Source organism: Marinobacter sp. CH_CUG1437-1 (genome assembly GCF_037029655.1).
In the GTDB taxonomy this organism is placed as follows: domain Bacteria; phylum Pseudomonadota; class Gammaproteobacteria; order Pseudomonadales; family Oleiphilaceae; genus Marinobacter; species Marinobacter salsuginis.
In genome coordinates, this window is record NZ_JAYMEW010000005.1 from 249,830 (window position 1) to 262,959 (window position 13,130).

The 13,130-nt window shown below is 56.7% G+C and carries 12 protein-coding genes and 1 tRNA gene; 10 read left to right on the forward strand and 3 right to left on the reverse strand.

What is annotated here, in order from left to right:
* Window positions 1-59 precede the first annotated feature (59 nt).
* A tRNA-Met gene (locus WA411_RS14825) sits at window positions 60-136 on the forward strand.
* 78 nt (window positions 137-214) lie between these two features.
* Here the strand turns inward: WA411_RS14825 and WA411_RS14830 are convergent.
* A complete protein-coding gene (locus tag WA411_RS14830) occupies window positions 215-958 on the reverse strand; it encodes a substrate-binding periplasmic protein (RefSeq protein WP_291909883.1) in 744 nt (247 codons plus the stop codon).
* Window positions 959-1,107: 149 nt separating this feature from the next.
* Window positions 1,108-1,851, reverse strand: coding sequence for a substrate-binding periplasmic protein (locus tag WA411_RS14835; protein ID WP_291909881.1), 744 nt, complete (start codon window positions 1,849-1,851; stop codon window positions 1,108-1,110).
* Between the two features lie 189 nt (window positions 1,852-2,040).
* Here WA411_RS14835 and WA411_RS14840 point away from each other — a divergent pair, with 189 nt between their 5' ends.
* From WA411_RS14840 to WA411_RS14865, 6 genes are all read left to right on the forward strand, one after another.
* On the forward strand, window positions 2,041-2,169 hold the full coding sequence (locus WA411_RS14840) for a chlorhexidine efflux transporter (protein ID WP_227549549.1): 129 nt from the start codon (window positions 2,041-2,043) through the stop codon (window positions 2,167-2,169).
* Window positions 2,170-2,249: 80 nt separating this feature from the next.
* Complete coding sequence (locus WA411_RS14845) at window positions 2,250-2,438, forward strand: hypothetical protein (protein WP_227514550.1); 189 nt, start codon at window positions 2,250-2,252, stop codon at window positions 2,436-2,438.
* Between the two features lie 130 nt (window positions 2,439-2,568).
* Entirely contained in the window at window positions 2,569-3,846 is a 1,278-nt protein-coding gene (locus WA411_RS14850; protein ID WP_291909877.1) for an O-acetylhomoserine aminocarboxypropyltransferase/cysteine synthase family protein, read from the forward strand.
* Window positions 3,847-3,975: 129 nt separating this feature from the next.
* Complete coding sequence (gene lipA, locus WA411_RS14855) at window positions 3,976-5,028, forward strand: lipoyl synthase (protein ID WP_291909876.1); 1,053 nt, start codon at window positions 3,976-3,978, stop codon at window positions 5,026-5,028.
* Between the two features lie 8 nt (window positions 5,029-5,036).
* Window positions 5,037-6,257: a methyl-accepting chemotaxis protein gene (locus tag WA411_RS14860; RefSeq protein ID WP_291909873.1), complete on the forward strand. Its 1,221-nt coding sequence runs from the start codon at window positions 5,037-5,039 to the stop codon at window positions 6,255-6,257.
* Between the two features lie 48 nt (window positions 6,258-6,305).
* The gene (locus WA411_RS14865; RefSeq protein ID WP_291909872.1) at window positions 6,306-8,810 is read left to right on the forward strand and encodes an efflux RND transporter permease subunit; all 2,505 of its coding nucleotides are present in this window, start codon (window positions 6,306-6,308) and stop codon (window positions 8,808-8,810) included.
* 416 nt (window positions 8,811-9,226) lie between these two features.
* Here WA411_RS14865 and WA411_RS14870 read toward each other — a convergent pair whose 3' ends face one another.
* On the reverse strand, window positions 9,227-9,691 hold the full coding sequence (locus tag WA411_RS14870; RefSeq protein ID WP_227514549.1) for a Spy/CpxP family protein refolding chaperone: 465 nt from the start codon (window positions 9,689-9,691) through the stop codon (window positions 9,227-9,229).
* Between the two features lie 242 nt (window positions 9,692-9,933).
* Here WA411_RS14870 and ylqF point away from each other — a divergent pair, with 242 nt between their 5' ends.
* The 3 genes from ylqF to fnr all read left to right on the forward strand — a co-directional run bounded on the left by ylqF (window position 9,934) and on the right by fnr (window position 13,106).
* Window positions 9,934-10,872, forward strand: a complete 939-nt coding sequence (gene ylqF / locus WA411_RS14875) for a ribosome biogenesis GTPase YlqF (protein WP_209398844.1) — start codon at window positions 9,934-9,936, stop codon at window positions 10,870-10,872.
* Between the two features lie 136 nt (window positions 10,873-11,008).
* Window positions 11,009-12,217: a beta-ketoacyl-ACP synthase I gene (gene fabB / locus WA411_RS14880; RefSeq protein ID WP_209398845.1), complete on the forward strand. Its 1,209-nt coding sequence runs from the start codon at window positions 11,009-11,011 to the stop codon at window positions 12,215-12,217.
* Window positions 12,218-12,356: 139 nt separating this feature from the next.
* Window positions 12,357-13,106, forward strand: coding sequence for a fumarate/nitrate reduction transcriptional regulator Fnr (fnr, locus tag WA411_RS14885; RefSeq protein WP_153634566.1), 750 nt, complete (start codon window positions 12,357-12,359; stop codon window positions 13,104-13,106).
* Window positions 13,107-13,130: the final 24 nt, after the last annotated feature.

The following is a 13,130-nucleotide window of genomic DNA, read 5'->3' on the forward strand; positions in this document are numbered from 1 at the left end:
AGGAAGGGCCCATTTACTGAAAATACGCGCCTCGTTTGGGGCGATGCCCAAAGCGAAATGGCAAGGTAGCTCAGTTGGTTAGAGCACAGCACTCATAATGCTGGGGTCGGCGGTTCGACTCCGCCCCTTGCTACCAGTATTTAGAAAGCCCGGTTCGCGAGAGTCGGGCTTTTTTAATGCCTGAAAGGTCGGCAGACAACCCATCGACGCCAAGTCAGCCTTCCGGATCTCGCTGTCTCCCGGGGATATCCCAGGCATCATGACTCTTCTCGCCAATCAAGCGACAGGCTCGTATTGCATCCCTGAAGTCGTCCTTGAGCCGGCTATCCTTCACTTTGTGGGAAATATACATGGATAAATCTATCCAGGCGGCGGTCCGTTCATAATGTGGCCCGCCATAACCTTCGAGATAGAGATCCAGCATAATCCAAGGTAGAACCACGACATCCACACGACCGAGCCTTAGCATTTCGACCGCCTGCGCCCAATCAGAGACATGTATCACGTTAGGGCTATCGCCTTTTAAAAGATCCAGACCAGCAAATTTTCGGACAAATCCAAACCTGAGGTCCGTCATGCTCTCCAAAGGCGGCAAATCCTGAACCATGAGATACACATATTCCAGTTGGAACAACGGACCACCAAAGTCCGCATACTGGTCCCTTTCTACCGTTTGAATTAACGGCAATCCAATCGAAATACCACCCTTTTCCAGCTGTCGAAGTATCTGGGCCAGTGGCATGTTAACGAATTTGAATTCCCCATCTACGCGGCTAAAAACACACCGGTAGTAAGGCGCAAAACGACCCACGAGCCTTCCATTTTCTACCGAAATTTCGCGCTCTATATCGGCAAAGACTCCCACAATATGGTGGCGTTTTGAATCGGCGGACAGGGATAGAGAAAAAAACAGAAATAAAAAGAAATTCAGAAGCTTGGGCAATACCAGCCTTCGCATGCCTCCCTCCCAATCGTGCGAATACAGTGCGCACTATCCAAAGCATTCAAGCGAACAACGGTGAAAGTTAACTAATCCTTAGCTTAAAACACTCTCTTCATGGTAGCTGCCGTGTCGGCACTGCGCTCATCTATTTGACTGCATCATGGTCAATTTTTCAGATCCTGACGTCTGACAGGAATATCCCAGCCTCCCTGGTTCTGCTCCGCAATAAACCGGCATTTTCTGATTGCCTTTCGGAGATCTTCCGTTAAATCGCTATCGTCCAAGCGATGTGAAATATACATAGAGAGATCCACCCAGGCGGCGGTCCTATCGAAGTAAGGCTTGTCATACCCTTTCATATAGGTGTCGATGAGAACCCAGGGGAGAACAACAACATCCACACGACCACGCTTGAGCATCTCGACAGCCTGTCCCCAGTCAGAGACATGAATCACCTGGGGATCAGCGCCTCTCAAGAGCTTGTCTCCAACGAACTGCCGGACAAACGCGAATCTGAGGCCACTCAGACTATCGAGGGGAGGTAAATCCTGAAGCAACAGATAGACATACTCCGTCTGGAACAGTAGCCCACCAAAATCAGCGTATTCATCCCGCTCGGCCGTCTGAACCATCGGCAAACCAGCAGAAATACCACCTTTCTCCAAGCGGTAAAGCATCTGGGCCAATGGCATTTCAACGAATTGGAAATCGCCCTGCACTCGGCTAAAAACACACTGATAATAAGGCGCAAACCGTCCCACGAGCTCGCCATCTTCAACAGCTATTTCCCTATCGATACCTTCGAAAAGCCCAATGACATGGGGGCTTTTCGAGTCAGCAAACAGGGATAGGGAAAATAAGGACAACCAAACAAACTGGATAAGTTTGGGTGAAAGAAGCCGATCCATGTTTCCACCTCCGAAGCACGCGGTTCCGGTACGTGCTTTTTGACTGCATCAAGTCGCTAAAACGCTGCCATTCAATGGTAGACAGATCACCACTACGCACAAGGATAGTGATCAAACAGACAAATTGCCCATTTTCTGGCCATTCTTTCATGTTCTGCGTCATTAAACGGGCTTTGACCGTCGAAATTCATGGTCTTTTGTGCGCGGACACTGGATGTTGCATTCGTGGTGTTCTATCTGGTGCATGCGTTCGTATTCACCTGGTGTTACGACACCATATTTCCTGACACGGACGCCAAGAAACCCAACGCCACTTAAACAAACTTTGACAATCCCGGGGCCGAGAGTCGGATAAGATAGAGACTTCGCCCCAATGCGTTTCAAGGCTGTATCGCATCATGAAGTCTCGCCATGCACTCACGGTGTTTCTGGCCGTTATACTGGTTCCCATTGCCCTTGGCTTCGCCGGCGCGAGCGTGAAGGCGGCCATCGTGTCGATCAGCGTTTTCTGGGCTTGCCTGGGGATCTTTTTCTATCCATCCATCAGCGACTTTCTGAAGGCTAAAAGCAGGCAGCGCGACGACTAGTGTGCTTCGGGACCACCCCTCACCCCGATTCTTTTCCTTCCAAGCTCCAACGATCCTCTCACAAGAAACTCTGTGGCATACTCACGGGCTGAAACCCATAAAGAACAACACACCAGCAAGGACCGTTGACATGAAACCGGAAACCCTCGCGCTGCACGCAGGCTTCAAAAGCGATCCCACTACCCGGGCGGCGACCACGCCGATTTACCAGACCACGTCCTACACCTTCGACGACACCCAGCACGGTGCCGATCTGTTCGACCTGAAGGTTCAGGGCAATATCTACACCCGCATCATGAACCCCACCAACGCAGTTCTCGAAGAACGGATGACGGAACTGGAAGGTGGTGTTGGCGCACTGGCGGTAGCTTCTGGCATGGCGGCCATCACCTACGCCCTGCAGACCATCTGCAAGGTGGGCAACAACATTGTCAGCACCAGCCAGCTGTACGGCGGCACCTACAACCTGTTTGCCCACTCCCTGCCGAACCAGGGCATTGAGTGCAGGATGGTCGCCCACGACGATTTCGATGCCGTGGAAAAGGCCATTGATGACAACACCCGCGCCCTGTTCTGCGAATCCATTGGCAACCCGGCGGGCAACGTGGTCGACATCCAGCGCTGGGCCGAGATCGCTCACAAGCATGGCATTCCGCTGATGGTGGACAACACCGTTGCCACGCCTTTCCTGTGCCGCCCGATCGAACACGGTGCCGATATCGTTATCCACTCGCTTACCAAGTACATCGGCGGCCACGGCACCACGGTAGCCGGTGTTGTCGTGGATTCCGGCAAATTTGACTGGAAGGCCAGCGCCGACAAGTTCCCGATGCTGAACGAGCCGGATCCGTCCTATCACGGCGTGGTCTACACCGATGCGCTCGGCCCCGCCGCCTTTATCGGCCGCTGCCGCGTGGTACCACTGCGCAACACGGGTGCGGCGCTGTCGCCTTTCAATGCCTTCCTGATCATGCAGGGCCTGGAAACCCTGGCGCTGCGCATGGAACGTCATTGTGAGAACGCAGAGAAAGTCGCCAACTTCCTGCAGGACCACCCGTCTGTTGAGTGGGTGAATTACGCAACCCTTGCCAACAGCCCGTACAAGGCGACATGCGACAAGATCTGCGGCGGTAAGGCCTCCGGCATCCTGAGCTTCGGCATCAAGGGTGGCCGGGAAGCCGGAGCAAAGTTCATTGATGCTCTGGAGCTGATCCTGCGCCTGGTAAACATTGGTGACGCCAAGTCCCTGGCCTGCCATCCGGCAACCACCACCCATCGCCAGTTGAACCCGGAGGAACTGAAGAGTGCCGGGGTGAGTGAGGATCTGGTGCGGCTGTCCATCGGCATCGAGCATGTCGACGACATCATTGCCGACATTTCCCAGGCCCTGGACAAAGCCCAGGCTTGATAAAGGTCGACCGGGTACGACCAATGTCGTGCCCGGTACCCCCGTGATTGCCCCTATCTGTCTTGTAACTCCCCCGCCGGCCCATTACTCTTAAATGTTCCCTATGCCCGAATCGAGAGTCCGGTTTCAATGAGCGAAAGCGCAAAAACCCGCATTACCAGTGGTTCCAAATTCCGCAACGAGCATGGCTTCTCGGCCATCAAGGATGGCGTCAAGCGGTCATCAAAGCAGGAAGCCACAGCCGCGGTGAAGCCTGAGCCGAAGCCGAAATGGCTCCGGGCACGCATGCCCGGCGGCGAGCGCTTTGAAGCAGTACGCAAGAACGTCAGTGAGCACAGGCTGAGCACTGTTTGCCAGGAATCCCACTGCCCGAACATCGGGGAATGCTGGACCGCCGGTACCGCCACCATCATGGTGATGGGCTCAGTCTGTACCCGGGCCTGCAAGTTCTGCGCGGTGGATACCGGCAACCCGAAGGGCTGGCTGGATCCTGAGGAACCAGAGAACACGGCCAAGTCCGTAGAGCTCATGGGTCTTCGCTACATTGTGCTTACCTCCGTAGACCGCGACGACCTCGACGATGGTGGCGCTGCCCACTACGCCGCCTGTGTCTCGGCCATCAAACAGCGCACGCCGGAAGTCGCCGTTGAAGCACTGACACCGGATTTTGACGCGGTCATGTCGGACGTTGAGAAGGTGGTGGATTCGGGGCTGGATGTCTTCGCCCAGAACGTCGAAACCGTCAAACGCCTGACCAGCCGGGTCCGTGACCCGCGCGCCGGTTATGAAAAAACACTGCGGGTTCTGGAACATGCCAAGAAGCATCGCCCGGATGTGCTCACCAAGACCAGCCTGATGCTGGGCCTGGGTGAAACCGAAGAGGAAATCCTGGAGACCATGGACGACCTGCGGGCCATCGGTGTGGATATCCTGACCCTGGGCCAGTACCTGCGCCCTACCCCGAATCACCTTCCGGTGGAACGTTATGTCACCCCGGAAGAATTCAACCGTTACCGGGAAATCGGCCTGGAGAAGGGCTTCATGGAAGTGCCATCCGGCCCCATGGTCCGCTCAAGTTACCGGGCCGATAAGGTATTCGACAAAAACAATCTTGGTCTTGCCGTGCCCGAGGTCCCCCAGACTTCCAATGCCATGCAGATTCCGGTGAAGGCCATCGACTGAGAACATACATGCTGACACTGCTGCGAAATGCCCGGCTGAAGTACAAATTCTGGTTGCTGAACATTGTCGTTTTTGCAGTTCTCTGCTTGCTCGTTCTCTACGCCATGAACACCATTGCCGGGCAGACCGGCAAGACGTTCGATCAGGTGTTCGCCGAAACAGCGCCCGGTTTTGCGCTGGTCGTAGCCGTACTCATGGTGCTGGAGATGGCCGGCTCCCAGTTGCTGATTTCGTTTATCGAGCGCCACGTGAATCGCCTGAAAAACACCATGGTCGACGTCCAGGCCTCGGGCAACCTGAGTCAGCGGGCGGTGGTGGATTCCACCGACGAAATCGGCGAAATGGCCAGCGCCTTTAACGCCATGCAGGACCGCACCGTGGGCGTGGTTCGAAGCATGAAGGAAGCCATCGAACGGCTGCACCGGGAGGTCGAGGAACTGACCGCTGCCGCCGAAGCGCGCCGGGATGACCTCGGTCGCCAACAACAGGGCGCCGACCGGTCCGCGGAAGTCATCGAAACCATGCTCCAGAGCTTCACCGGCATCGCCGAACAGGCCGGCATTGCCAAGACTCTCTCCCACGAAGCCAGCGATGCTGCTCGCGACGGCAGCACCCGTGTCGGACAGAGCGCCGACAGTATCCGCAAGCTTGCGGATGTGGTGCGCAATTCCGCCAGCAGCGTCGAAGCGCTCGCCGAGAACAGCCATGAAATCAGCCACGCCATCACCGAGATCCGGGGTATTGCCGAACAGACCAATTTGCTGGCCCTGAACGCAGCCATCGAGGCCGCCCGGGCCGGCGAACAGGGCCGAGGGTTTGCTGTGGTGGCTGATGAAGTACGCAAACTGGCTCAACGGGTTCAGGACTCCACTGATCAGATTCAGGGCACCATCGACCGACTTCTCAATGCCATTAACACGGCTGTACACCAGATGACGGGCAGCTCCGAGGACGCCACCCGCTGCGTCGAGGAATCCGAAGAAGGCCGCCGTGCCCTGGAAGCCATCAACGAGGTAGTCAGCCGGATCGATCATACCAACCAGGAAATCGCCAATGTTTCCGCGGACCAGACCGCTGGCACCGACGATGTACTGGCTAACGTTCAGGGCATTCGCGAAACCACCCAGAGCATGGTGACCCAGCTCGCCGAGAGCGCGGAAATGAGCCGACGCCTGAAAATGCTGATCGATTCCCTGGAAGAAGCCTCGTCAAAGGTCACGGTTCACTGAGGTTTGTGGCACACTCTGCACTCGTTTGAACTGGCAGAGTAGTTGTTCATGAATCGTCTTCGCGCCCTGTATGATCGCCTGGTTTTTCCACACCCGTTTATCATCCTCTCGGCCTTTGCTGTTTTGCTGGCGCTCGCCGCTATCAAATTCGGCGAGTTCCGGCTGGATGCCTCTGCCGAATCCCTGGTACTCGAAAACGACCGCTCCCTGGAGCAATACCGTCAGGTAAACCGCCGCTTCACCACCTCGGATGATTTCCTGATCGTCACCTATACCCCCGAGGGTGAACTGTTCTCGGAAGAGGGCCTCGCCCGGCTGGGCGCGTTGCGAGATGAGCTGCAGAGTTTGGACGCAGTAGGCTCCACCAACAGCATCCTGAATGTGCCGCTCCTGCATAGCCCGAATCTGACGCTGGACACCGTGGACAGCGAGATCAAGACCCTCGACGAACACGGTGTGGCCCCAGAGACGGCCCGCGAGGCGCTGCTGAACAACCCGCTCTACCCCAACCTGCTGATCAGTGAAGATGGCCGCACCACGGCGATACAGGTCAACCTGCCCACGCCGGATCGATATTTCGAGTTGCTGAGAAAACGCAACGACCTGAGAGACAAGGCCGACGCTGGCGAAGCCTCCGAAGCCGAGCTGGCAGAACTGGAGCATGTAAAGCAGGAGTTCATCGACTTTACCGAAACCCTCGGTGTGGAACGCGATGCCACCATCCGCACCGTTCGCTCCATACTGGACAAGTACCGGGATGGCGCAGAGATCCACCTGGGCGGCGTGCCCATGATTGTGGCGGACATGATCCGGTTTATCGAAAACGACCTCTCGACCTTCGGGCTAGGCGTGCTCGCATTTCTGCTACTCACCCTGGCCATTATCTTCCGGCAATGGCGCTGGGTGCTGGTCCCACTGCTGTGCTGCGGCTTTACGGTCTGGCTGATGATTGGCTTTCTGGGGTGGGCCCAGTGGCCGGTGACGGTTATCTCCTCCAACTTCATTTCCCTGCTGCTGATCATGACCCTGTCGCTCACCATTCACCTGATCGTGCGCTACCGGGAGTTCCAGCATGACGAGCCAGAGGCCAGCGCAAAAGACACCTTGCGCAACACCGTGATGGCGATGATCAAGCCCTGCTTCTACATGGCCATCACCACCATTGTCGCCTTTGGTTCCCTCACCTTCAGCGGCATTCGCCCGGTTATCGACTTTGGCTGGATGATGACCCTGGGGCTGACGGTGGCCTTCCTCATTACCTTCGTCATATTCCCGGCCCTGTTGACCCTGCTGCCGCCACCACTGGACAGCCGGGTTACCTCCGATCAGATTCCCTTCACCGATGCCTTTGCCCGCTTCACGGAGCACTTCGGCAAAACGGTACTGGTCGGCTCCGGCGTGATTGCGGTGCTCTGCGTGGTCGGCCTGAGCAAGCTGACGGTGGAAAACAGCTTCATCGATTATTTCAAATCCTCCACCGAAATCCACCAGGGCATGATCACCATCGACAACCGCCTGGGCGGTACTACCCCCCTGGACGTAGTGATTACCGACGACCCGCCACCAGAAGGCGCTAACGGCGGCGACCCGTTTGCCAGCGACTGTGATCCGTTTGTGGAGGATTGCGGCGCCGGCGAGGAATACCGGGATACCTGGTACACCTACCAGAAAATGGAGGAACTGGAAGCCGTTCACGAGTATCTGGACGGATTACCCGAAACCGGCAAGGTACTGTCCATCAACACCACCCTGGAGATCCTCGCCAGAATCAACCAGGGCGAGCCTCTGGACGCCCTGGAGCTGGCGTTTGTACCGGCGGCCGTGCCGGACGACCTGCAGGACACCCTGCTGACGCCCTACATCTCCGAGGAGCACGACCAGGCGAGATTCAGCATCCGGATCCTGGAGACCATGCCGGAACTGCGTCGACAGGAGCTGTTGAACCGCATCCACGAACACCTGACCACGGAATTGGGCTACTCGAAAGACCAGGTGCTCTTTGCCGGCATGACCGTGATGTACAACAACATGCTGCAAAGCCTGTTTGATTCCCAGATCAAAACCATCGGCGTGGTCTTCGCCGCCATCATGGCAATGTTCCTGATCCTGTTCCGCTCGCTGAAGCTGGCCCTGATCGGCATCGCCCCCAACCTGATCGCAGCAGGCTCCGTACTCGGCCTGATGGGCTGGATGGGCATCCCCCTGGATATGATGACCATCACCGTGGCCGCCATCACCGTGGGCATCGCAGTGGATGACACCATCCACTATATTCATCGGTTCAAAACCGAGTTCCAGAAAGACGGCGACTACATCGCCACCATGCACCGCTGCCACCGAAGCATCGGCCAGGCCATGTTCTTCACCTCGCTGACCATCATCTCCGGCTTCTCGATACTGGTGCTGTCCAACTTCATCCCGACCATCTACTTCGGGTTGTTCACCGGGTTTGCCATGTTCATGGCTCTGGTGGGGGCGCTTACCCTGCTTCCCCGGCTTATTGTTCTGGTTAAACCCTTTGGCTCTAGCGGGGCTTCGGGCTTGGGCTCCTAGCCTTCTGGTTTTGGGGGTGGCTCGGCGGGTGTAGGCCTTTGCCAGAACCGCTACGAGCACATCCATGTGCGCTTGACGTCGGCCATCCTTGGCCGCCGACATTCTGTCAAAGGCCCACACCCGCCAAGCTTCAGAAATAGGAGTTATCGGAAGACACTCCGCGCCAAATCTTTCAGCCAACCTTATGATCAGTAAGCGATTACTGAACCGTTCGAAGAACAGGGGTGTGGTGCCCTCCCAAAAATGTCTGTGGCCAAGGATGGCCACAGCCAAGCGCACATGGATGTGCTCGTAGCGGTTTTTGGGAGGGCGCCACGCCCCTGTTCCTCCCCCAAAACCAGCAGGCTACAGACCAAAAAAAAGGGCCACACCCAAGGATGCGGCCCTTCTCCAACAAAGTCAGAGGGAAAGCAGGATCATTGCATGCCCTGACCTTGCCCCTGCTGCATCTGCTGTTGCATCTGACGACGCTGCTGCATTTGCTGTTGCATCTGCTGCATACGCTTATCCAGCTCGTCGCGCTGCTCCTGGGTAAACACGCTGTCTACCTTCGCCTGCATCAAAGTGGACAGAGCTGCAATCTCGCCGGTCACTTCCCCAAGCTCTTTGGCCTGCTCGCGAATCGCAGCTTCATCAAAGTCTGATTTGATCTCACCCTGCATCTGCTGCTGTAGCGCGCGGGCTTCCTGGCGGAGCTCGCCGATTTCGCCCTGCATCTCGTCGATGATGGCGCGGATTTCGGTCTGCTGCTCTTCGGTCAGCCCTACCATCTGGGCCAGCTGGTCAACCTGATCAGGCTGGCCGCCGGACTGCTGGGCCACGGCCGGGACCGAAAGGCTCAGGGCAACCAGGGCAGTACCAAACAATTTTGCAAGCTTCATAACTCTCTCCATAAACAAGGTGGCCACAATTGAAATACCACCGAAATACATTGGTTTCATCGTTCAGGGACTACACCCTAAAACATACGGATACGGTTTTTCACCCCGATCAGCCCTCTTTTTGTACATACTTCTCAGTCTTCCACGCCAAAAGCCGCCACACACGGGGATTCAAACAAATGTGAAAGTTTGGTCATTCCCCTTCATAATGGCGCCGTTCAAACCAATCCGGAGCAGATACGATGGCCATCAACTGGTTTCCAGGGCACATGCACAAGGCCCGCAAGGAGATCAAAAAAGTCATGCCACAGATGGACCTCATCATCGAAGTGGTTGATGCGCGCATTCCTTTCAGCAGCGAAAACCCGCTGGTACCTGCCCTGCGCGGTGATACCCCGCTGATCAAGGTATTGAACAAACGCGATCTGGCAGATCCAGAAATCACTGAGCAGTGGTTAGCCTGGCTCGAGAAAGAGCGCGGCGTCCGCGCCATTACGCTTACCCACAACCAACGCAATGAAGCGCTGGCTATCCTCAAACTGGCGGAGGAAATGACGCCCGATCATGATCGCCAGAAGAGTGCACTGCGGGTGATGATTCTGGGCATTCCCAATGTCGGTAAATCCACCCTGATCAATACCCTGGCAGGGCGCCCTGCGGCCAAGACCGGGAACGAGCCAGCCGTAACCAGGGCGCAACAGGCCATCAAACTGCCCAACAACATTCTGCTCTACGACACGCCCGGCTTCCTCTGGCCGAAACTGTCTCCCGAAGCCTGTGGTTATCGTCTGGCGGTAACTGGGGCGATTCGCAGCGCGGTGCTGGACTTTGAGGATGTGGCCATGTTCGAGGCCGAGTACCTTCTGGAAGCCTATCCAGAGCTGGTCAAAGCCCGCTACGGCTTCGAGGAACTACCGAAAGATGCCCTGGCGCTGATGGACGGAATTGCCGAGAAGCGGAGATTCTTCGGTCGCGGTGGCATCCCGGATCTGCACAAAGTATCGGAGGTGTTGCTCAACGAATTCCGGGCCGGAACTCTGGGACGCATCTCGCTGGAAACCCCTGAGATGGTCGAACGCGAAGCCCGGGAAGCCGAGGCAGCCGCGGCTGAGAAAGCCGCTCGCGAGGAGGCCAGCGGCGCAAAGAAGGGCGCCAGAAAGGGTCGAAGCGGCAAGCGCTGAACACTCTGTGGGGCTTTATCCGGCCTTCTCCCCTTACCAAGGTCAAATATCGTATCCGGGCCAAAGCGCCTAGACTGTTAAATAACGTTATTGATCGCAAGGTCGGCCGCATCGGCCGGTCGGTAAGGAGGAACTTATGAGACGCGTCGTCGTCACCGGTATGGGCATTGTGTCCTGCATTGGCAATTCACTGGATGAAGTCAGGGACAGCCTTAAAAATGGAAAGTCCGGCATCCGTTTCAACGAAACCTATAAGGAAATGGGCTTTCGCAGCCAGATTGCAGGCTCGGTGGATGTCGACACATCCGTTATCGACCGCAAGATCCGCCGGTTCATGGGCCCGTCGGCCATGTACAGTTTCCTGTCCATGGAGCAGGCCATTGCCCAGGCAGGGCTGACCGAGGAGCTGATCTCCAATGACCGCACCGGTCTGATCGCGGGCTCAGGCGGCGCGTCCTGTTCCAGCCAGGTTGAAGCCACCGACATCATGCGTGAGAGAGGCGTGAAGCGCATCGGGCCGTATATGGTGCCCCGCATCATGACCAGCACGGTTTCCGCCTGTCTGGCCACAGCATACAAAATCCGCGGCGTGAACTACTCCATGTCTTCGGCCTGCGCCACGAGTGCCCACTGCATCGGCCATGCCATGGAGCAGATCCAGGCGGGCAAGCAGGACATCGTGTTCGCCGGCGGCGGAGAAGAAGAGGACTGGAGCCTGACAATGATGTTCGACGCCATGGGCGCCCTTTCCACCAAGTACAACGACGCTCCCGAGACAGCCTCGCGCCCCTTCGACGCCGGCCGAGACGGTTTCGTGATCGCCGGCGGTGGCGGCATGATGGTACTGGAAGAGCTGGAGCATGCGAAGAAACGCGGTGCCAACATCATTGCCGAACTTACCGGCTATGGCGCCACCTCAGACGGCTACGACATGGTCGCTCCCTCGGGCGAAGGCGCCCAGCGCTGCATGAAACAGGCGATGGCCACGATCCGTGGCAAGATCGACTACATCAACGCGCACGGCACCAGCACCCCGGTTGGCGATGTTGCCGAGATGGGCGCGGTGCGTTCAACTTTTGGTTCCGACATCCCCGCCATTTCATCTACCAAATCACTGACCGGCCACTCCCTTGGTGCTGCAGGCGTGCAGGAGGCGATCTACTCGCTCCTGATGCTGCAGAATGGCTTCATTGCAGGCACCAGAAACCTCAGCGATCCGGACGAGAAAATCAGCGACATGCCGTTAGTCGGCCCGAAAAGTCGCGAAGGCGCACTGAACACCGTGATGTCCAACAGTTTCGGCTTTGGTGGGACGAACGCGTCTCTGGTATTTGAAAAACTGTAAGCATGAGTGGCACAAAGGCCTTCGGGCCCTTATTTTTAACAATTATATTCTCAGATCATTAAGCTTGATTATTGGCAAAGACCGCTATCCGTATTAAGGTACATAGTTGATATGGATCAAATCGGACGGATCATCACGTATGGCTCAAGCAATTCCGTTTCGTCAGGCTTCTCCCCTCAAGGCCTCTTGCCACCAGTGCAGCCTGAGCAATCTTTGCCTTCCCCTGGCAGTTGAAGAGAACGACCTTGATCGGCTGGAAGACATTGTCCAGCAGGGGCGAATCTTCAACCGCGGCGAACATATCTTTGACCAGAGCACGCCCTACCGCGCGTGCTTTGCGGTGAAAAGTGGTTCCATCAAGACGTCGATTATCACCGAGAGTGGCGAAGAACAGGTAACCGGCTTTTTCATGCCCGGTGAACTGGTGGGTCTGGACAGCATTGGCAGTGAGAACTATGCGTGCACCGCCAAGGCTCTGGAGCGGACCAGCATCTGCGAGTTTCCGATCGACAAACTGGAGGAGCTCACTGGCAAGCTGCCGGAACTGCAGCATCACATGTATCACCTGATGAGCCAGGAGATCCAGAACAGTCACCAGTTGGCCATGCTGCTAAGCAAGAATACCGCCGAAGAGCGCATTGCCGCACTGCTGTTATCGCTGTCCAGCCGCTTCCAGCGCCGACGCATGTCTCCGACCAACTTCAGTCTGCCCATGGCACGTAACGACATCGCCAACTTCCTAGGACTGGCTGTCGAAACCGTGAGCCGGGTCTTCACGCGTTTCCAGAATCAGGGGCTCATCAAGGCCAGGGGCCGGGAAGTCGAACTCTTGGATATCGAAGGCCTGCAGATGGTCAGCCGGGAATTTTCTCGCCAGTGCAATAACTGAGAAGCTGCTTTGTGTCCGTCGGTT